Annotated in this window: 18 protein-coding genes; 12 read left to right on the forward strand and 6 right to left on the reverse strand. The window is 74.1% G+C overall.

Annotated features, from left to right (window positions below; genetic code table 11):
• Window positions 1–108: 108 nt before the first annotated feature.
• The 3 genes from ACFC2L_RS08915 to ACFC2L_RS08925 are packed head-to-tail and all read right to left on the reverse strand — an operon-like array spanning window position 109 to window position 3,133.
• Entirely contained in the window at window positions 109–1,554 is a 1,446-nt protein-coding gene (locus ACFC2L_RS08915) for an MATE family efflux transporter (RefSeq protein WP_375823927.1), read from the reverse strand.
• Window positions 1,551–2,198: an acyltransferase gene (locus tag ACFC2L_RS08920; RefSeq protein ID WP_375823928.1), complete on the reverse strand. Its 648-nt coding sequence runs from the start codon at window positions 2,196–2,198 to the stop codon at window positions 1,551–1,553. Before ACFC2L_RS08920 ends, ACFC2L_RS08915 begins: the two co-directional genes overlap by 4 nt.
• Window positions 2,198–3,133: a glycosyltransferase gene (locus tag ACFC2L_RS08925; protein ID WP_375823929.1), complete on the reverse strand. Its 936-nt coding sequence runs from the start codon at window positions 3,131–3,133 to the stop codon at window positions 2,198–2,200. Before ACFC2L_RS08925 ends, ACFC2L_RS08920 begins: the two co-directional genes overlap by 1 nt.
• A gap of 439 nt (window positions 3,134–3,572) precedes the next feature.
• On the opposite strand from ACFC2L_RS08925, the gene ACFC2L_RS08930 reads away from it, so the two are divergent.
• From ACFC2L_RS08930 to ACFC2L_RS08945, 4 genes are all read left to right on the forward strand, one after another.
• Window positions 3,573–4,310 carry an alpha/beta fold hydrolase gene (locus ACFC2L_RS08930; RefSeq protein WP_375823930.1) on the forward strand — a complete coding sequence of 246 codons (738 nt, stop codon included), beginning with the start codon at window positions 3,573–3,575 and terminating at the stop codon, window positions 4,308–4,310.
• Between the two features lie 204 nt (window positions 4,311–4,514).
• Window positions 4,515–4,721, forward strand: a complete 207-nt coding sequence (locus tag ACFC2L_RS08935; RefSeq protein WP_375823931.1) for a hypothetical protein — start codon at window positions 4,515–4,517, stop codon at window positions 4,719–4,721.
• Between the two features lie 86 nt (window positions 4,722–4,807).
• The gene (locus ACFC2L_RS08940; RefSeq protein ID WP_375823932.1) at window positions 4,808–4,996 is read left to right on the forward strand and encodes a hypothetical protein; all 189 of its coding nucleotides are present in this window, start codon (window positions 4,808–4,810) and stop codon (window positions 4,994–4,996) included.
• Between the two features lie 159 nt (window positions 4,997–5,155).
• On the forward strand, window positions 5,156–5,704 hold the full coding sequence (locus ACFC2L_RS08945; protein ID WP_375823933.1) for an RNA polymerase sigma factor: 549 nt from the start codon (window positions 5,156–5,158) through the stop codon (window positions 5,702–5,704).
• 313 nt (window positions 5,705–6,017) lie between these two features.
• On the opposite strand, the gene ACFC2L_RS08950 is transcribed toward ACFC2L_RS08945, so the two are convergent.
• On the reverse strand, window positions 6,018–8,327 hold the full coding sequence (locus tag ACFC2L_RS08950) for a prolyl oligopeptidase family serine peptidase (RefSeq protein ID WP_375823934.1): 2,310 nt from the start codon (window positions 8,325–8,327) through the stop codon (window positions 6,018–6,020).
• A 275-nt stretch (window positions 8,328–8,602) separates the two neighbouring features.
• Here ACFC2L_RS08950 and ACFC2L_RS08955 point away from each other — a divergent pair, with 275 nt between their 5' ends.
• Window positions 8,603–9,598, forward strand: coding sequence for a hypothetical protein (locus ACFC2L_RS08955; RefSeq protein WP_375823935.1), 996 nt, complete (start codon window positions 8,603–8,605; stop codon window positions 9,596–9,598).
• A gap of 53 nt (window positions 9,599–9,651) precedes the next feature.
• On the opposite strand, the gene ACFC2L_RS08960 is transcribed toward ACFC2L_RS08955, so the two are convergent.
• Together ACFC2L_RS08960 and ACFC2L_RS08965 are read right to left on the reverse strand one after the other, a co-directional pair.
• Entirely contained in the window at window positions 9,652–11,799 is a 2,148-nt protein-coding gene (locus ACFC2L_RS08960; RefSeq protein ID WP_375823936.1) for a cytochrome c oxidase assembly protein, read from the reverse strand.
• Window positions 11,800–11,887: 88 nt separating this feature from the next.
• Window positions 11,888–12,385 (reverse strand): PPOX class F420-dependent oxidoreductase, encoded by a 498-nt coding sequence (locus ACFC2L_RS08965; protein ID WP_375823937.1) that lies wholly within the window; start codon window positions 12,383–12,385, stop codon window positions 11,888–11,890.
• 247 nt (window positions 12,386–12,632) lie between these two features.
• Here ACFC2L_RS08965 and ACFC2L_RS08970 point away from each other — a divergent pair, with 247 nt between their 5' ends.
• The 7 genes from ACFC2L_RS08970 (at window position 12,633) to ACFC2L_RS09000 (ending at window position 19,173) form a co-directional block, all read left to right on the forward strand.
• Complete coding sequence (locus tag ACFC2L_RS08970) at window positions 12,633–13,631, forward strand: MoxR family ATPase (RefSeq protein ID WP_253052144.1); 999 nt, start codon at window positions 12,633–12,635, stop codon at window positions 13,629–13,631.
• Window positions 13,632–13,662: 31 nt separating this feature from the next.
• On the forward strand, window positions 13,663–14,565 hold the full coding sequence (locus tag ACFC2L_RS08975) for a DUF58 domain-containing protein (RefSeq protein ID WP_375823939.1): 903 nt from the start codon (window positions 13,663–13,665) through the stop codon (window positions 14,563–14,565).
• On the forward strand, window positions 14,552–15,055 hold the full coding sequence (locus tag ACFC2L_RS08980) for a hypothetical protein (RefSeq protein ID WP_375823940.1): 504 nt from the start codon (window positions 14,552–14,554) through the stop codon (window positions 15,053–15,055). The genes ACFC2L_RS08975 and ACFC2L_RS08980 overlap by 14 nt, the downstream gene beginning before the upstream one ends.
• Entirely contained in the window at window positions 15,049–16,143 is a 1,095-nt protein-coding gene (locus tag ACFC2L_RS08985; protein ID WP_375823941.1) for a VWA domain-containing protein, read from the forward strand. The genes ACFC2L_RS08980 and ACFC2L_RS08985 overlap by 7 nt, the downstream gene beginning before the upstream one ends.
• 4 nt (window positions 16,144–16,147) lie before the next feature.
• Window positions 16,148–17,341 carry a VWA domain-containing protein gene (locus ACFC2L_RS08990; RefSeq protein WP_375823942.1) on the forward strand — a complete coding sequence of 398 codons (1,194 nt, stop codon included), beginning with the start codon at window positions 16,148–16,150 and terminating at the stop codon, window positions 17,339–17,341.
• Entirely contained in the window at window positions 17,338–18,381 is a 1,044-nt protein-coding gene (locus ACFC2L_RS08995; protein WP_375823943.1) for a hypothetical protein, read from the forward strand. Before ACFC2L_RS08990 ends, ACFC2L_RS08995 begins: the two co-directional genes overlap by 4 nt.
• 156 nt (window positions 18,382–18,537) lie before the next feature.
• Window positions 18,538–19,173: a nitroreductase family protein gene (locus ACFC2L_RS09000; RefSeq protein WP_375823944.1), complete on the forward strand. Its 636-nt coding sequence runs from the start codon at window positions 18,538–18,540 to the stop codon at window positions 19,171–19,173.
• Window positions 19,174–19,205: the final 32 nt, after the last annotated feature.

A 19,205-nucleotide genomic window follows, 5' to 3' on the forward strand; every position in this document is an offset into this window, starting at 1 on the left:
GTTCCTCCCCCGCTCGATCCTGCCCGCCACCTGCCGCGTCACCTGGTCCGCCGTCGGACGGCCGGGCGCTCCCGACCGGCCCGCCCCGCGCCCTCCGGCACCGGCGGCTCATGCCGCCGGCACGAGCGACGCGACCCACCGCCGGGACCGCACGCGGCGCGCCGCGACGACGATCCGGAACGTCTCCTCGACCAGGAGGAGCGCGAACACGTGGACGGGCTCCGCGCCCACGACGAACCGCAGGAGCGCGGCGAGCGGGAGGAGCAGCACCCACTGCGCCACGACGTCCAGGAGGAGGCAGAACCGCGCCTCGCCGCCCGACCGCAGGACGCCCATGACGAGCGTCATCGCGACGCTCTTGAGGACGAACCCGACGACCATGACGTCGAAGAGCTCGCCCGTGAGCGCCAGGCTCTCCGGCGATACCCCCGGGAAGAGGCCGAGGACCGGGCGTTCGAGCAGCCACACCACGAGTCCCGTGACCGCTCCGGCGACCGCGCTCACGAGGACCAGCGACCGGGCGAGCGCGTACGCCTCGTCGAACGCGCCGGCCCCGAGGCGCGCGCCCAGCAGGACCGCCGTCCCGTTCGCGAGGCCTACGGAGAACGCCAGCGACAGGGACTCGACGGGCGAGAGGATCGCGAGCGCCGTCGCGCTGTGGACGCTCGCGCCCCCGACGATCGCGTAGAACGCGAAGGTGCCCAGCGCCCACAGCGTGCTGTTGACCGCGGCGGGCACCGCGAGGCGCACGAGGGCGAGCAGGTCGTCGCGGCGGATCCCGGCGAGGTCGGCGCGCGGGAACGACCCCAGGAGCCGGCGACCCCAGCGCAGGTGCAGCGCGAGCAGCAGGGTCTCGACGCACGCGCTGACGAGCGTCCCGTACGCGGCCCCGGTGATGCCGAGCGCGGGGAACCCCCAGAGCCCGGTGATGAGGAGCGCGTTGAGGCCCACGTTCAGCAGCACCCCGAGGCCCGCGTACAGCATCCCGACCGACGCCCGGCCCATGACGCGCAGCCCGGCGCTGATGCTCGTGGTGTAGGCGAGGAGCACGTACGTCACGCTCACGAGGCGCAGGAACCCCGCGCCCCGCTCGACCACCTCCGGGGAGTCCGTCCCGAGCGCGACGACCTCGCGGGGGAACACCAGGAAGAGGACGAGCACCACCACCCCCGCCGCGGTCGACACGACCCAGCCGAGCCACACGGTCCGGCGGAGCGCCGCGTCCCGGCCCGGCCCGTCGCCGCCCCAGATCTGCGCGCCGAGCTGGGCGGCGCCGACCGACAGGCCCACGACGAACATCGAGGCGACGAACATGGCCCGCGCGGCGAGACCGATCGCCGCGACGTCCACCTCGGACTGTGACCCGAGCATCGCCGCGTCGACGATGCCCTTGCTGGAGAAGAAGAGCGTCTGCGCGGTCACCGGGACCGCGACGCCCAGCACCTGGCGCACCGCCGCGCCGGCGAGCGCACGGCGCGCACGCCCGACGAGCCGGCCCGGCCTCCCGGACCGCGCGGTCGTCGCGCCGCCGCCCGCGCGGCGGCCGTCCGTCACAGCTGCTTGACGACGCGCGCCGGGTTGCCCACGACGACGGCACCGGCGGGGACGGACTCGTAGACCACGCTCTGGGCGCCGACGACGCCCCCCTCGCCGATCTCGACGCCCTTGAGGATCGTCGCCCCCGTCCCGACCCACGCGCCGGCCCCGACGCGCACGGGTGCCGACGTGATCCGGGCCGCCTCGCGCGCGCCGCCCCGGTCGCGCAACGGGTGCCCGCTGCTGTCCATGATCGTGACGAGGGGACCGAACATCACCCTGTCGCCGATCTCCACGTGCTCGTACGCGACGATCGCGACGCCCTGGAGGACGACGTCGTCGCCGATCTCGATGCGCCCGGCCTCCCGGTCCGCGACCTTGATCGAGCTCAGCTTCACGGGCTGGCTGTGGAACGCCGGGTTGACGCTCGACTCGACGTAGCAGCGGGCACCGATCCGGATCGACCCCCGGAAGTCGTCCCGGCGCAGCCGACGGGGCCCGTCCTCCGAGTCGGCGACCTGGGTGAACGCGACACGCGGGACGCCGACGAAGCTCGTGCCGTCCCCGACGTCGACCCCGTGCGCCAGGAGCGCCTCGGTGACCGTGCCGGTCAGGGGCCAGTCCGGCCGGCAGGGGTACTCGTTGTCGTAGAGCGCGCCCATCAGAGCACCCCCGCGTTCCCGCGGGTCGCGCCGGCCGGGCCGGTCGACGACCTGGCCCCCTGGGCGCCGTTGCCGGTGAAGATCCGGATGACCTTGTTGAGCGAGTACTTCTCGTCCTGGAGGTCCTTGCCGTAGAAGCTCGTGACCCAGAGGCCGTACTTCTCGTGGATCCGGTCGGCGGCGTTCGCGGACGACTCCCGCAGGTCCTCGACCTCCTTCTCGTGCGGCCAGTGGAACGAGCGCGCGGTGCGCTCCATGACGAAGAGGTTGTTGCGCTGGAACAGGCGCACCCCGAGGTCGACGTCCTCACCGCCCCAGCTCGTGAACGACTCGTCGAACATCCCCGCGGCGAGGACCTCCTCGCGCTCCGCCGAGGCGTGGCAGGTCCAGAAGATGTCGAACGGGGCGGGCCAGCCCGCGATGATCTCGCCGAGCTCCTGGTACTGCTTCTCGCGCACGTCGTACGCGCCGCGCGCGTCGAGGAGGTCGATCGTCGCGTCCGCGTCCCGGGGGTCGATGCCGTCGGCGAGCGTGCCGAGCGTCGCCGCGTCGGACTCGAACCCGTACACGTAGCCGACGACGACGGTCGGGTAGGTCGCGCGGCCGTGGATCTCCAGGTGCGTCTCGAGCGTGCGGGACCCGAGCAGGACGCCCGTGTCGACGTAGACGACGTACTTTCCCGAGGCGATGGCGGTACCGATGTTCCGCGCCTTCCCGGCACGGAACCCGGTGTCCTCCTGCCAGTAGTACTTGACGTCGAGGTCCCCGGCGAACGAGCGGACGACGTCCTCCGCGTCGTCGCTCCCGCCGTCGTCGACGACCACGACCTCGAACCGGTCGGCGTCGAGCGTCTGGCGTCGGAGCGCGTCGAGCGTGTGGTGGAGCAGGCGTGCGCGGTTGTAGGTAGGGATGACGACACTGATCTCGATGGTCATGGCGGAATCTCCAGCCTGTGCGTCGGACGAAACGCGAACATGGCCGGGGTTGTCGCACGTCGCTCGTGGCACGGTGGCGACCGAGAACATCGGGATGAGCGTCTTTCCCGGCACCTGTACGTCCAACGACCCGACCAGCCCATCCTTGGGTGGGGCACAACGAACATACCGGGACGAACAGGGCGGGCGCCAGCGGAATTCACCAGGCGAAACAAACGGGATGAATACCGGGAGAATTGCCATTTCCCGGCACGTCGAGAAAGGGCCTGAATTTCCCCCGGGGAACGACGGCACGCAGGGTCGAGGCTGCCGATGGCATCGTTCGAAAGGGAGACTAACAAACCTGCTCACGGGTGGCGAGGGTCGTCCGCGACTCTCCGCCTCTCGCCGCGAGATCGGTGACAGGCGGCTGTCACCGACGTGCTGCGAGGGTGGGGGCATGAGCATCCACGACACGTCAGCGCCGCCCCTCCACGTCGTCCTCGTCCCCGGCTTCTGGCTGGGCGCCTGGGCGTGGGACGACGTCCTCCCCCACCTCGAGGCCGCCGGCCTCGTCCCGCACGCCGTGACCCTCCCGGGGCTGGACCCCGCTGCGACCGCGCAGGACCGCGCCCGCGTCACGCGCGACGACCACGTGGACGCCGTCGCTCGGCTCGTCGCCGGGCTCGACGGACGGGTCGTGCTCGTCGGCCACAGCGGCGGCGGACCCGTCGTGCAGCAGGTCGCCGACCGCGACCCCGCCCGGATCGAGCGGATCGTGTACGTCGACACCGGCCCCCTCGTCGACGGCGCCGCGCTCTCGCCGGACCTCCCGGCGGACGCGGCGGAGGTCCCGCTGCCGGGCTGGGAGGTGCTGGGCGAGGACGGGTCGAGCCTCGACGGCCTGGACGACGACGCGCTCGCACGGTTCCGCGAGCGCGCGGTGCCGACGCCCGGCCCGGTCGCGCGCGGCCCGGTGCACGTGACGAACCCGGCGCGCCTGCACGTCCCCACGACCGTGATCTGCTCCTCGATCCCGTCGGCCGTGCTCGCCGAGCTCGCCCACCCCGGCCCTCCCCTGCACACCGAGCTGGGCGAGCTCACGGACCTCACCTACGTCGACCTGCCGACCGGGCACTGGCCGATGTTCTCGCGCCCGCAGGACCTCGCGGCCGCGCTGGTCGACGCGGTCTCCTGACCCGGCGCAGCACGCCCGCCGGCCACGATCGGCCGCGCGGCCGGTCCACGCGGACCGGCCGCGCGGACCGGTTCGTGCGATGGGCATCACACCTTCTCCCGAGAAAAGTCACCGAACTCGCGTCACAGACGACGACTTGTGCCGTCTTGTCGGGTGGAAGCGGTCATCAGACCGCCGGAAGCCCGCACGACGACGAGACGGACCATGCACGACACCCTGCCTTCCGCCCCCTCGCGCACCGAGGTGCGCACGGCCCTGCTCTGGGCCCTCGAGCACGACCGCGACGCCCTGCTGGAGCACCGCGAGACGACCCAGCACTGCGCGTGGGCCGCGGCCCGGGGTGCGGCCGACCGGCGCCTCGTGCGCCGCTGGCGCGCGGCGTTCGCCCCGCTCCCGACCACCGTCGCCTGACGCGACGCTCCCGAGCGCATCCGTCCGGGGGCCCGCGGGCGAACCCCGGACGAGAGGGTGCGTCCGCCCCTCGGGAGGAGGTCGCCATGTTCGCGTCGCTCGCTGCCGGCTCCGGCGGGACGATCGGCATCTCGGGGATCGGGAACGGCATGTCGCAGTGGTTCCTGATCTTCGGCGCGCTCGTCATCGCCGGCATCCTCGTCGGCTCGATCTACGAGCTCGGCAAGGCCGTGCACGACCGGCACGTCCACCAGCGCCGTCCGGTGCACCGCTGACGCCCGCCTGAGCCCGGCCGTCCGCGCGCGTCACCAGCCTCCGCACCGCTCTCCGCACAGCCCTGCCCCCGCACCCGCGCACGCGGCCTCGCGTCCCGCGCCGCGGCGTCGGACACTGGGAGAAGGACGACGAGGACCGGTGACGCGATGGTCGGGGCCGTGGCACGTGTCCCCCGCGCCCCGCAGGGCGCGAGGCCGGGCGAGCGTGCGCCCGGAGCCCGCGACCGCGTGCTCGACGTCCCCGCCGCGTACACGCGCTGGGCCCCGCTGGTCCGCGCCGTCGTCGCGCGACGCCTGGGCGACCCGGCCGACGCCGACGACGCGACCCAGCTCGTGTTCCTCGCCGCGTGGCGCTCGCGCGACCGGTTCGACCCCGCGCGCGGCGACCTGCCCGTGTGGCTGCTGGGCATCGCACGCCACGTCACCGCGGACGTCCTGAGGGACCGCGCCCGGGAAGCGCGCCGCCGCGAGGCCGTCTCGCGCAGCCGCCTCGTGACGACCGTGCCCGACCCGGCCGACGACGCCGCCGCCCGGGTCGACCTCGAGGGCGCGCTGCGCCGTCTGGCCCCCGAGCGGCGCCGGGTGGTGCGCCTCGTGTACGCGCAGGGGCACACCCACGCGCAGGTCGCGGCCGAGACCGGGCTCCCCCTCGGCACGGTGAAGAGCCACGCCCGCCGCGGCCTGGCCCAGCTCCGCGCCCACCCCTGACCGCCGACCACGACGTCGCTGTCGGGATGCGGCCGATGACGACAGCAACGTCGTGGTCGACTGCGCGCGGCGTCGTGGTCGCCGGAGCGGGTCCTCGCGCTGTACTCGGTGCTGGAGCGCCTCGACCCGAGCCCGCACGTCACGCTCAACCGGGACACCGAGCCCCGCGGAGCGCGACTACCTCACGCTCCGCGCGGCCCGCCTCCGCGCCCTCCCCTGACACGTCCTCCCCAGGGCGTCGAGCACGAGGTTGCTGTCGTCATCGAGCCGAGAACGACAGCAACCTCGTGATCGGGAGCGCGTCACCGCGTGCTCAGCCGAGCGTCGTCGGCAGCTCCGCGTCGCCCTCGCCCGGCGTCGCGCCGAGCACGTGCTCGGCGAGGAACGCGAGCACCACCTGGTACCAGACCTTCGCGTGCTGCGGCTGCAGGACCCAGTGGTTCTCGTCCGGGTAGAACAGGAACCGGTGCACCGTCTCGCCGTCGGCCCCGGCGGGCAGGCCCGACGACCGGAGCAGCTCGTACCAGAGCCGCAGGCCCTCGCCGATCGGCACGCGGTAGTCCTTGTCGCCGTGGATCACGAGCATCGGGGTGACGATGTCGGCCACGAACCGGTGCGGGCTGTTCTCGAGCGCCATCTCCGGCGTCATCTCGCGCGCCCAGTAGTAGGCGTGGTCCGTGGTCGGGCCGAACTGGTCCAGCGCCCACAGGCTCGCGTGCGTGACGATCGCGCGGAAGCGGTCCGTGTGGCCCGCGACCCAGTTCGCCATGTACCCGCCGAACGACCCGCCCATCGCGGCCGTGCGCGTCGCGTCGACCTCGGGGCGGCCCTCGACCGCGTCGGTGATCGCGAGCAGGTCGGTGTACGGGGCCTTGCCCCACGAACCCCAGCCGCGCTGCACGAAGTCCTGGCCGTACCCGGTCGACAGCGCCGGATCCGGCAGCAGCACCGCGTACCCGCGCGCGACCATCAGCCACGGGTTCCAGCGCCAGCTCCACGCGTTCCACGACCCCAGCGGGCCGCCGTGGATCCACAGCAGCAGCGGGGCCGGGTTCTCCGCGGACGCACCGTGCGGCAGCGCGAGCCAGCCGCGCACACGCACGTCGTCGGCCGCGGCGGTCTCGACGTCGACGAGCGTGCCCGGGAGGTCGGGCGTCGCGACCGGGCCGCGCAGCGGCGTCGCGGGCACCGCGGTGCGGCCGCCCGCCGCACCGGAGTCGAGGAACGCCCCGACGTCGATGCGCACCGGGTGCGACGGCTCGAGGTAGCTCGTGCGCAGCGCGTACGCCGTGCGGCCGTCGGGCGCGACCTGCACGTCCGTGAAGACCGCGTCGTCGCTCGTCACGCGCTCGGCGGTGCCGTTCTCCGTCGCGCCGTCCGGGGAGAAGGCGACGAGGAAGACCGGGCCGCGGCCGTCGTCGTCGGCCGTGACGAGCAGGCCCGAGCCGTCGGGGAGCCAGCGCAGCGACGTCGGCCAGCGGTCCCAGTGCGGAACGAGCGTGCGCGGGGTCGCGTGGTTCTCGGCGCGCGTCGTCGCGGAGTCGTCGTGCACGGCGGGGACGTCCGCGACCGAGACCCCGGCGGGCCCGTCCGGCGCGTGCAGCGGCACGACGGCGAGGCTCTCCTCCGGCGCCTGGTGCGGCGTCGAGATCGTCTCGCGCACGAACGCGACCCACGCGCCGTCGGGCGAGATGCGCGGCCAGTGCGCCTCCGCGCTCGGCTCGTCGACGAGCGTGCGCCGTGCGCCCGTCGCGGTGTCGATCGCGACGAGCGTGTTGCGCACCTGCGGCCCGGGACCGGCGACCTGCCAGGTCGTGACGAGGGTCGTGCCGTCGGCGGACAGGTCCGCGGAGTGGTCGTGCAGCGCACGCCCCGGCGCGGCACCCTGCCCGACGCCGCGGGTCACGTCGCGCAGGTCGAGGAGCCGGGGGTCGCGGGGCTGGTCGGTGCTGTCGCCGGCCTTCTCGTCGGAGGACCCGGCCGGGAGCGGGTGGGCGGGCTCGTCCACGAGGGTCGTGAGGTCGCCGACGAACCGGTGCGCCTCGTCCGGGCCGCGGTCGTGGTCCCACTGGCGCACCGGGTACGCGCTGTGCAGGATCGCCGCGACCTTGGCGTCCTTGCGCGCGGACCGGAGCTCGCCGTCGTGCGCGAGGTCGCGCGCGCTCGGCAGCACCGGCGCCGCGACCGAGACGACCGGCGCGTCCGTCGCGGCGAGCGGGCCGCTCACGCCCGCGGGCGCCGTCGCGACGACGCGCGCCTCGCCGCCGGACGCGGGCAGCAGCCACAGCGCCGCCTTCGGGTCGTCGTCGGAGCCGCCGTCCGGGTCGGGCCGCGCCGACGTGAAGAGCACGTCGCCCGTACCCGTGAACGTCGCGCTCGACTCCCCCTTGGTGCTGCGCGTGAGCCGACGCGCCGGGGCGTGACCCGCGGGGTCGACCTCCCACAGTGCCGTCCGGTACCCCGTGCGCTGCGAGTCGAGGGTCTGGACGGTCGTGACCAGGCGCGCCCCGTCGGGCGAGAGCGCGAGCCCCCCGACGCGCGGGATCGCGAGGTACTGATCGAGATCGTGGAACGGGTTCTCGGAGGGGTAGGAGTTTCCGGGCGAGGCGGCGTCGTTACTCACCCGTACGTCCTATCACGGCCACCGCCCCCGCTCGCCCCCCACCCCAGCGCGCCGAACACGACATGAGGGTCGTTATGCAGTCCATAGCGGCCCTCATGTCGTGCTCGACGGCGCGTGGTGTCGTGTTCGACGACGCCAGGCCGGTCAGGCGGGGCCGCGCGCCGGGGTGCTCGCCGCGCATCCTGGCCGTCCACAGGCCGCTGTACCCCCGGTCCCGTCCACAGGTGTCGCAACGGCCGCGGCGGCCGACCCGCCCGACCTGCTCCGATCGGCGCATGCGCACCGTGACCGACGTCCCGCCCGAGCTCCTCACCCTCGCCGGCGCCCAGGAGGGCCTGCTCTCCGCGCGGCAGTGCGCCGAGCACGGTGTCGGCCCGCACCGCCGCTCCCGCCTCGTGAGCCAGGGCCGCTGGCACCGGGTCACCCACGCCGTCCTCGACACGATCCCTACCCCGCTCCATGATCGAGACGGCGCGCGCCGCCACGACCACCTGCGGCGACGGGCCGCCTGGCTCGGGCTGCTCGCCCACGGCCCGGACGCGATCGCCGTCGGGCCGTGCGCGTTGGTGCTCCTCGGGGTGGAAGGCGTGCGCACGGACGTCGTGCCCGAGGTGACGCTCCCCGGGGCGCGTGCCGGTCGCTCTCGCGACGGCATCGTGCTGAGGCAGTTCGACGACGGCATGACCGTGACGCTCGTCGAGGGCCGGTGGGTCGCGACGTCGGACTGGGCCTTGGCGCAGGCCGTGCCGGAGATGGGCAGGATGCGCGCGGTCGCAGCGATGGACAGCGCGCGGTACCGCGGGCTCCTGACCGCTGACGGGCTCGCGCACGCGCACGACCTTGCGCGTGGCCGGCGGGGCGTCGCGCGTACGCACGCCTGGTGGGCGCAGTCGGACGGCCGCGCCGAGTCGCCGCTCGAGACGTTCGCGCGGCTCGACTGCACGGAGTCCGGCATCGCGCCCGACGACCTGCAGGTGGAGGTGTTCGACGGCGACCGACTCCTCGGGCGCGGCGACCTCGGATGGCGACTGCCCGGGGGCCGGTGGCTGATCGCGGAGCTGGACGGCGTCGACGTCCACAGCGTGCCGGCGGCGCTCCTGCGGGACCGGGCTCGACAGAACGACCTCGTCGCGTGCGGTGCCGTGGACCTGTTGCGCTTCACCGGACGCGACGTCACGCCCCCAGGGTCGCCACGACCAGGCCGGCTGGTCACCGACGTGCGTCGGCACCTTGCCCGAGCACGACACCACGCGCCGTCGAGCACGACATGAGGGTCGTTATGGAGCCCATAACGACCTCCATGTCGTGTTCGGCGGGGAGGGGGTCAGTCGTCGCGCTTCGACATCTCGGCGAGCATGGCGTTGTACTCCTGGAGCTCGGCGTCGCCGTCGCGGTCGGCCTGGCGGTCGCTGCGCCGGGCCTCGCGCTCGTCGGATCGCGTCCACATGACGGCGACGACGATCGCCAGGATCAGCGTCGGGAGCTCACCGATGCCCCAGGCCACGCCGCCGCCGCGCTGCTGGTCGGCGATCGCGCTCGGGCCCCACTCGCGGCCGAGCAGGCCGAACCACTCGGGGACGAGCAGCACCTCGCCCGTCGTCAGCGCGACGCCGAAGAACGCGTGGAACGCCATGGTCGCGAAGAGCAGGAGCAGGCGCTGCGGGTAGGGCGGCCGGTGCGGGCCCGGGTCGATCCCGACGAGCGCATTGGCGAACAGGTACCCCGCGAGCGTGAAGTGCGCGAGCATCGCGAGGTGCCCGGCGTACGTCGTCAGGGCGTACTCGAACGCGGGTGTGTAGTAGAAGACGATCATCGAACCGGCGAAGTTCACCGCGGCGACGATCGGGTTGGCGAAGAACTGGCCCACGCGCGACGTCACGATCGCGAGCACCCACTCCCGCGGACCGCGGGACCCGTCCTTGCGCGGCGGCACCGCACGCAGGAGCAGCGTCACGGGCGCGGCGAGCACCAGGAAGATCGGCACGACCATGGCCAGGATCATGTGCTGCACCATGTGCGCGCTGAACAGCACGTGGCCGTACATGGCCGGCCCGCCCGAGGTCACCCAGAACAGGATGAGGATGCCGAGGCACCACGAGATCGTGCGTCCCACCGACCACGAGTCGCCGCGCTTCGCGAGGCGGCGCACCCAGCGCAGGTAGACGACGAGCGCCGCGACGCACGCGAACGCGGGCAGCAGGTCCCAGCGCCACTCGGTGAACCAGCGCGCGAGCGTCGGCTCCGGCGGCAGCGCGTGCCCCGTCACCTGGTACGCGGCGGAGGTGTCGAGCGGCTCCTCCTGCGGCACCGGCGGCGCGGTCGACCCGAGCGCGACGGCGACGCCGGACACGGCGCCCATGATCGCGAGCTCGACCGCGACGAGGCGCCAGAACAGCCAGCGCGTGCCCTCCGCGGCGGCGCCCTTCGCGCCCGTGGACGACGACGTCGCCGGCTTGCTCGACGAGCCGTTCGACGAGGCCTTCGCCGCGGGCTTCGAGGAAACCTTCGACGAGGTGCGGTCGGCGCCCGGCCGCGCGACCGCCGTCGGGCCGGAGAGCCGCCGCACGACGAGCTCGCGGTGCGCGAAGCCCACGACGCCGAGGACCAGCAGCAGCGCGAGCTTGGTGAGCAGGAGGATGCCGTAGTCGGTGGTGAGGCCCGCGAGCGTGTCGACGCGGATGCTCGCGTTCGCGATCCCCGAGACGGCGACGGCGACGTAGCACCACAGCGCGATCGCGGAGTACCGCGCGACGGACGCCGCGAAGTCCGCGCGTCCCAGCCCGCCGCGGACGCGCACGACGGCGAGCGTGCCCAGGCCACCGACCCACAGCGCGGCGCCGGCCAGGTGGAGGAACATCGAGGAGACCGCGAGCTCGTGGCTCACCGCGCCCGCGGCGTGACCCGTGTTGGCCTGCATCGCGATCGCGACGAGCGCGAGCACGGCGGTCCACATGGCGCCCGTGGCGCCGCGCACGGCGAGCGCGGCGGCGGACGTCAGCGCCGCGACGACGATGATCGCGAGGTAGTTGCGGCCCAGGCTGACCTGCGAGACGAAGAGGCCGAGCTGGTCGCCGAACGTCGGGCCCGTGATCGGCGTGCTGGAGATCGAGGAGTAGCGCAGCATGACCTGCACGACCGCCAGCACGGCCCACGTCGCGGCCGACGCGCCCGCGACGCCGAGCGCCTTGCGCACGGACGTCCCGGCGGGCAGCACGCACGCCGCGAGGACGAGCGAGCCGAGCGTCAGCGCGACGGCGAGCTCGGTGAGGACCGTGACGACCGGGGTCCCGAGGCGCGCGAGCGCACCCGGGTCGGGGAAGCCGGCGGGGACGGTGAACGCGGCCGAGAACGCACCGGCGGCGAGCACCGCGACGACGGCGACGACGACGGCGAACGGTCCGGCGAGGACGAGCCACCACGGGTTCGCTGGTCGGGCGTCCGACGGCGCGCGGCGCAGGGCAGTCGTGGTCACCGCACCAGGGTATCGAGCGCGCGGCCCCTCCGGTCATCGCCTGTGGACGCTCTCACGGCGCTTCTCGCGGCGGCTCGCACGGCCGTCCTCACGGTCGCGGCAGCCGCGCCATCCCGTAGACCCGCGTCGCGCAGACGCGCAGCACCTGACGGCGGTCGGCGACCATCGCGCGCCGGAACTCCTCCCAGTCGGGGTGCTCGCTGCCGGAGGCCGCGCGGAACGTCTCGACGAGCTCGTCGGCGGCGGCGTCGTGCGGGTCCAGCGCGACGGCGCTCAGCTCCGCGTCGCCCTCGACGACGGCGTAGCTCCAGAAGTCCTCGGCGCTCACCTGGAGCGAGACGCGCGGGTCGCGCGCGGCGTTGCGGGTCTTGGCGCGGTCGGCGGTGACGGAGACGCGCGCGACGCCGGCGTCGGGGTCCCACGCGTAGAGGACGTTGGAGAGCTGGGGGCGGCCGTCCTTCTTGACCGTCGCGAGCACGCCCTGGCGGCGTGCGGCGACGAGGGCGAGCAGCGCGGGCTCGCCCAGGTGGCCGGGGACGGCGGCGGTGGCGGTGGCGTCGGTCGTCCCGACGGCGTCGTGGCTCATGCCGGCCCAACCCCGCGACGCTCGCCCGGCATTCCCGGCGGCCGCGCGGACGGTCCCCGGGGCGGGCACCATCCCACCCCGGTGGGGACCTCTCCCCACCCGGACCTGTGGACGACGCCCGGTCCGGCGGAGGTCGCGCTGGCATACTGGGCCGGGTTCGCCGGGGGCTCGCGACGCACCGTCCACACCCCTCCGGCCGCGCACGGGACCACACCCGCACGACCACGCACGACCCGGAGGACGATCGATGGCCGCAGGGCACGGCAGCATCTCGACGCAGGACCTCGACCGCGCGAGCCACCTGCTCAAGCGCGTCGGCCAGGTCTTCGACCAGCGCGTCGTCGGCCAGGACGCGCTGCGCACGGCGCTGGTCAGCTCCCTCCTCGCGGGCGGCCACATCCTGCTCGAGTCGGTGCCGGGGCTCGCCAAGACGACGGCGGCGCAGACGCTCGCGGCCGCGGTCGACGGCTCGTTCCACCGCATCCAGTGCACGCCGGACCTCATGCCGAACGACATCGTCGGCACGCAGATCTTCAACTACGCGACCGGCGAGTTCACGACCCAGCTCGGCCCGGTGCACGCCAACGTCGTGCTGCTCGACGAGATCAACCGCTCCTCGGCCAAGACGCAGTCGGCGATGCTCGAGGCGATGCAGGAGAAGCAGACGTCCATCGGCGGCGAGAACTTCTCGCTGCCCGACCCGTTCATGGTGCTCGCGACGCAGAACCCCATCGAGGAGGAGGGCACGTACGTGCTGCCCGAGGCCCAGATGGACCGCTTCCTCATGAAGGAGGTGCTCACCTACCCGACGCCGCCGCAGGAGCTCGAGATCCTCCAGCGCATCGCGACCGGGCAGATGACGCAGCCCCTCACGGCGCAGCCGATCTCGCTCGACGACGTCCGCTTCCTCCGCGGCCTCGTCGACGACGTGTACGTGGACGACTCGATCAAGCGCTACGTCGTCGACCTCATCAACACGACGCGGCTCTCCGGCCCGCGCCCGATCCCGGGCCTCGACCGCCACGTGCGCGTGGGCGCGTCGCCGCGCGGCGGCATCGCGCTCATGCGCGTGGGCCAGGCGCTCGCGATCCTCGCGGGCCGCGCGTACGTCATCCCGGACGACATCAAGGCCGTGCGCTACTCGGTGCTGCGGCACCGCCTCGTGCGCACGTTCGACGCGCTCGCCAACAACGTGCCGCCGGAGCAGCTCGTGGACGCCGTGTTCGACGCCGTCCCCACGCCCTGAGCGACCCCTCACCTTCTCGAGAGAGCACCACGTGCCCGACGTCTCCCGTCTCGCCCAGGTCCGGGCCCGGCTCGACCTCCCGGTCGCGCGCCGGGCGTCCGGCCTGCTCGAGGGACGGCACCGGTCGGTCTTCAAGGGGCACGGGCAGGACTTCGACGACCTGCACCTGTACGCGCCGGGCGAGGACGTCGGCGACATCGACTGGAAGTCCTCGGCGCGCGCCGGGCTGCCGATCATCCGCCGGTTCGTGCGCGAGTCGAACCTCAACCTCGTGCTCGTGGTCGACACCGGGCGCACGATGGGCGCGACCGCCCCGAGCGGCGAGACCAAGGCGGAGATCGCGAGCTTCTGCTGCGCGCTCGTCGCGTACCTCGCGCGCGACCGGGGCGACCGGGTCGCGCTCGTCGCGGGCGACGCCCGGCGCCTGGTCCAGCTCCCGCCCCGCGCGAGCACGCAGGACCTCGAGGTGCTGCTGCGCACGGTGGAGGACCTGTGGCGGCCCGACGCCCCCGCGAGCGACCTCGCGCGCCCGCTCGACCGCGCCCGGTCCGCGTTCCGGCGCCGCTCGCTGATCGTGGTCGTGACGGACGAGGCGCGGCCCGAGGCCGAGCACGAGCAGCTCCTGCGGTCGTTGCGCGTGCGTCACGAGGTCATGGTCGTCCAGGTCGCTGACCTCTCCCCCGTGACCGCGGGCGTCGGGCCGCACGCCACGGGCGAGGTCGCGGACGTCGACGGGACGCTGCGCCTGCCGGCGTTCCTGCGCGGCCGGGCGTCGCTCGCCGCGTCCGCCGCCCAGGCCCTCGCCGCGCGGCGGGCCGAGGTCGCGGAGCGTCTGCGCACCCTCCAGGTCGAGGGCGTGCTCGTCGAGGGGTCGGACGACGTCGTGCAGCGTTTCGTCGAGCTCCTGGGGAGGCAGAAGCGTGCCCGTCGATGAGCTCGTCGACCCCGTGGGCTACTCGGGGTGGTGGACCGTCCTGGGGATCGTGGCGATCCTCGCGGCGGCCGCCGTCGTGTTCCTCGTGATCTGGCTGACGCGCGCGAACGCGGCGGAGAAGGCCGTGCCGCCCGCCGCGCCCCTGCTCCCCACCGGCCCCTACGACCCGTACGCGGCCCTCCGCGCCGAGTACGAGCGACGCCTCGACGCCGTCGCGGAACGCTTCCGCGCGGGTGAGCTCGACGAGCGCGCGCTGCACCTCGCGCTCTCGGCCGAGATGCGCGGCTTCGCGACCGGTCGGCTCGGGCAGGACGCGTCGTCCATGACGCTCTCCGAGATCCAGCAGATCGGCGAGGCGGGGCGCCTCACCCAGGTCATCGCGCGCTACTACCGGCCGTCGTTCGCGGACCACGACAACGACCCCGCGGCGCGCGCGACCGACGCGGAGGACTCGATCGACCGCGCCCGATCGGTGGTGCGCGGATGGTGACGCCCGCGCTCGCGACGAGCACCGCCGTCGTGCCGGGGCCGCAGGGCGCCTCGATCCTGTGGCCGTGGCTGTGGGGCGTGCTCGTCGCCGCCGTCCTCGCCGCGGGCGCGGTCGCCTGGTGGCTCGCCCGGCACCGCCGGAGGCGTGACGCCGACGCCGACGTGCTCTGGGTCGCGAACTCCGAGTACTTGGCGCGCGTGCCCGCGTTCGCCGCGTGGGTGCGGCGCTACCGCGTGCTGCAGGGGCTCACGGCGGCGGGGCTGCTCGTCGCCGTCGTCGGGGCCGGTGCCGTCGCGGCGCGCCCGGTCGAGACGGACGTCGTCGTGGACCGCCTGGGTACGCGCGACATCGTGCTGTGCCTGGACGTGTCGGGCTCGATGATCGAGTACGACGGCGCCGTGCTCAAGGTGTTCCAGGAGCTCGTGGACAACTTCGAGGGCGAGCGGATCGCGCTGTCGATCTTCAACTCGTCGTCGCGCACGGTCTTCCCGCTCACGGACGACTACACGCTCGTCCAGGAGGAGCTCCAGGGCGGCATCGACGCGCTCGACAAGGACCCGTCGACGTTCGACTACACCGGCGGGTCGGACGACGCGGAGATCCTCGAGTACGCGCAGTTCACCGCCGGGACGACGGCGAACCTCTCCGGCGCGAGCCTCATCGGCGACGGGCTCGCGAGCTGCGCGCTCCAGTTCGACGCGGAGGACACCCAGCGTTCGCGCTCGATCATCCTCGCGACCGACAACTACGTCTCCGGCGAGCCGATCTACACGCTCCCCCAGGCCGCCGACCTCGTCGCGTCGCGCGACATCACGCTGCACGGGATCTTCGGCGGCTCGCAGCGCTACGAGGGCACCCCGGAGGAGAGCGAGTACCGCAGCACGGTCGAGGACGGCGGCGGGCTCTACTTCCTCGCCGACGACCCGGCCGCGGTGCAGGGCATGGTCGACGACGTCGTCGCGCAGCAGGCGGTCGAGCTCGACGCGTCGCCCGAGGTGATCGTCACGGACCGGCCCGCGGGCTGGTTCCTCGTCGCGGTCCTCGGTGTCGCGCTGCTGCTCGTCGTCGCGTGGCGGGTGAAGGAGTGACGCGATGACTCTCGGAGGAGTGACGCTGCAGCCGCTCGTACCCGTGTGGGCGCTCGCGCTGCTCGTCCTGCCCCTGCTCGGCCTCACGGTGTGGCAGGCGGTCGTGGCCGGGCGCCCCGGGCCCGACGGCGTCCCGCGCCCGGGTGCCCCGCGCGCGGCCTGGCTGCGCCGCGCCGGAGCGGTGGTCCTGCTCGGGATCGTCGGGCTCGCGCCGTCGGTCGCGTCGACGGACCGCGACACGTCGGTCGCGAACGTCGACATGTTCTTCGTCGTCGACCGCACCGGGTCCATGGCGGCCGAGGACTACGGGCCCGAGGGCGGCCAGGAGCGGCTCGACGGCGTGCGGCACGACATCACGAGCCTCACCGAGGCGATCCCCGGCGCCCGGTACTCGATCATCTCGTTCGACTCGCAGGCGTCGCGACAGCTCCCGCTGACGACCGACGCGCGCGCGATCACGTCGTGGGCGGACACGTTCCACCGCGAGATCACACGGTACTCGCAGGGCTCGCTCACGGACCGGCCCCTCGACGAGCTGCGCTCCGCGCTCCAGGGGTCCGCCGAGCAGCACCCGGCGAACGTGCGCCTCGTCTTCTTCCTCACCGACGGCGAGCAGACGACGGAGGGCGAGCCACGGTCGTTCGCCGACCTGGCGCCGCTCGTCGACGGCGGCGCGGTGCTCGGCTACGGCACCGCCGAGGGCGGCCCGATGAAGGAGTACGACCCCGACGTGGAGCCCGAGGAGGCGGAGTACATCATCGACTGGTCGCAGCCGAGCCAGGACGGCGAGCCCGTCGAGGCGCTGTCCGTCCTCGACGAGGAGTCGCTCACCACGCTCGCGGACCAGCTCGGTGTCCCGTACGTGCACCGGCAGGAGCCGTCGGAGACGGCGTCGCTCGTCGCGGGCGTGGACCCGCAGCAGGTCGCGGCCGACGGTCGGCGCGACGTCACGGCGTACCGCCCGGTCGTCTGGCCGTTCGCGCTCGCGCTCGTCGCGCTGCTGGGCGTCGAGGCGTGGTTCTGGTCGCGCTCGGCCAGCCGCTCGCTCGTTCGACCGACGGCCTCCCGGCCCTCTGCACCGGCCCGGTCCGGGGACGTCCCGCGCGGCCCCCGCACACGCGAGCCGGACGGGCCGAGCCACGGCGACCGGCCGGCGTCGGGCACGCCCGCGACGGACCGGGCGGAGGTGCGACGATGACCTGGACCCCGCCCCCGACGCCGCCGACCGGCACGCGCAAGCCCCGTCCCACGGGGGTCGCCGCGCTCCGCGCCGCGCGCCTGCGCCGACGCACGTGGTGGCTCGTCGGGACGTTGCCCGTCGTGCTCGCGCTCGTCGTGCTCGGGGTCAAGCTGGCGCTCCTCGCGCCGATCGCGGCGACGGCCAAGGACCGCTACCAGGCGGGCGAGGCCACGACCGCGGCGGACTACTACGGGATCCAGCGGACCTTCAACATCGTCGAGCCGTGGAAGGCGCACTTCAACCACGGGACCGCGCTCGCGCGCTCCGAGGACTCGTGGGCGCTGTACGACGCGATCACGTCCCTCGACCGCGCGTACGACCTCGCGGAGCACGAGTCGCCCGAGGAACGCTGCATGATCCAGACGAACCTGTCGCTCGCGTACGAGATCCAGGGCGACGGCGACATGGCGTACGCGGACGGCAAGGCGGCGGAGCTCGCGCTCGTCGAGGAGGCCATCGCCGCCCGCGACGCGGGCCTGCCGTACGACGAGGAGGTCCTCAACCCGTACGGCGACGGGAGCGAGGAGCCCGACCCGGAGGAGCTGCGCGAGGACGTCCAGGACTGGTACGAGTACGCCGAGCAGGAGTACGCGACGGCCGAGCAGATCCGCGGCTGGCCCGACTGCGGGGAGTCCGAGCAGACGCCCGAGCAGGAGGAGCAGGACGAGGCCGCGCAGCAGCGCCTCCAGGACAAGCAGCAGCAGGCGCAGGACTCGCAGCCGGAGAACGAGGGTGGCGGGGACACGCAGGAGGGCGAGGGCTCCGAGGGCGACGAGCAGTCGGAGGCGTCGGGAGGCGACGGGTCGGAGGGCGAGGACCAGCAGAGCCAGGCCGAGCGCGAGGAGCAGCAGCGCCAGGAGGAGCTCCAGCAGCAGGGCTCGGAGGCGCGCGAGGAGCAGGAGCGCCTCGAGCAGGAGTACCGCGACCTCTACGGCGACCAGCCCGGGACCGGCACCGACCCGGGCGACGGCAGCGGGAGCGGCACCAAGAACTGGTGAGCGACCCCGGCCCTCGCGGGTGGGCCGCCGTTCCGTGACCACCCGCTCCCCGGTCCGAGGCCCGTGGGCCAGGACGTGCCATAGGTGTGACCACCCTGCGAGACGACGGCCGGGACCCGCGAACGCGCCGGACGGTGGCCCGTACCCTCGGCGACCGTGACCACACCCGAGGATCTGTCCGTCCTTCGAGCGCTCCACTCGAAGCCGTCGCGCCGCTACCTCTCGCCAGAGGCCGTGCCGGACGACGTGCTCGACGCGATCCTCGACGCCGCGGTCCGCGGGCCCAACGGCGGGAACCGCCAGCAGTGGGCGTGGGTCGTGGTGACGGACGCGGCGACCAAGGCGCAGATCGCCGAGTGGTACCGCGAAGGATGGCGGCCCGCGTACGGGGATCGCCGCGACGCCGTCCTCGGTGCCGCGACCGACGACGCGGGCGTGAGCGACGCGGGCTTCCGCGCCGTCGAGCACCTGGCCCTGCACCTGGAGGAGGCGCCGGTATGGGTCGTGCCGGTGCTGCGGAACGCGGCGGGCTCGACGGACCCCCGGCTCGGCGCCTCGATCTACGGCGCGGTGCAGAACCTCGTGCTCGCCGCCCGTGCCTACGGGCTGGGGACGACGCTGACGACCTTCCACACGATCCGCGAGGGCGACGTCGCCGCGCTGCTCGGCCTGCCCGACGACGCGCTGACGATGGGCTTGGTCCCGCTCGGCTACCCGGCGCGCGGACGCTGGTCGGAGCCGCGCCGGCGCCCGCTCGCGGCGGTCGTGCACCAGGACCGCTGGCAGGGCTGAGCACACCTGGAAGAGGCGTGCGCCCGCGCGCG

It is taken from the genome of Cellulosimicrobium sp. NPDC055967 (assembly GCF_042269845.1).
Taxonomy (GTDB): domain Bacteria; phylum Actinomycetota; class Actinomycetes; order Actinomycetales; family Cellulomonadaceae; genus Cellulosimicrobium.

Coding starts and splice junctions, on each gene's coding strand:
- ACFC2L_RS08920 (WP_375823928.1), bottom strand. CDS start 2,198: ATGGGCGCGCTCTACGACAACGAGTACCCCTGCCGGCCGGACTGGCCC.
- ACFC2L_RS08925 (WP_375823929.1), bottom strand. CDS start 3,133: ATGACCATCGAGATCAGTGTCGTCATCCCTACCTACAACCGCGCACGC.
- ACFC2L_RS08930 (WP_375823930.1), top strand. CDS start 3,573: ATGAGCATCCACGACACGTCAGCGCCGCCCCTCCACGTCGTCCTCGTC.
- ACFC2L_RS08935 (WP_375823931.1), top strand. CDS start 4,515: ATGCACGACACCCTGCCTTCCGCCCCCTCGCGCACCGAGGTGCGCACG.
- ACFC2L_RS08940 (WP_375823932.1), top strand. CDS start 4,808: ATGTTCGCGTCGCTCGCTGCCGGCTCCGGCGGGACGATCGGCATCTCG.
- ACFC2L_RS08955 (WP_375823935.1), top strand. CDS start 8,603: ATGCGCACCGTGACCGACGTCCCGCCCGAGCTCCTCACCCTCGCCGGC.
- ACFC2L_RS08965 (WP_375823937.1), bottom strand. CDS start 12,385: ATGAGCCACGACGCCGTCGGGACGACCGACGCCACCGCCACCGCCGCC.
- ACFC2L_RS08970 (WP_253052144.1), top strand. CDS start 12,633: ATGGCCGCAGGGCACGGCAGCATCTCGACGCAGGACCTCGACCGCGCG.
- ACFC2L_RS08985 (WP_375823941.1), top strand. CDS start 15,049: ATGGTGACGCCCGCGCTCGCGACGAGCACCGCCGTCGTGCCGGGGCCG.
- ACFC2L_RS08990 (WP_375823942.1), top strand. CDS start 16,148: ATGACTCTCGGAGGAGTGACGCTGCAGCCGCTCGTACCCGTGTGGGCG.
- ACFC2L_RS08995 (WP_375823943.1), top strand. CDS start 17,338: ATGACCTGGACCCCGCCCCCGACGCCGCCGACCGGCACGCGCAAGCCC.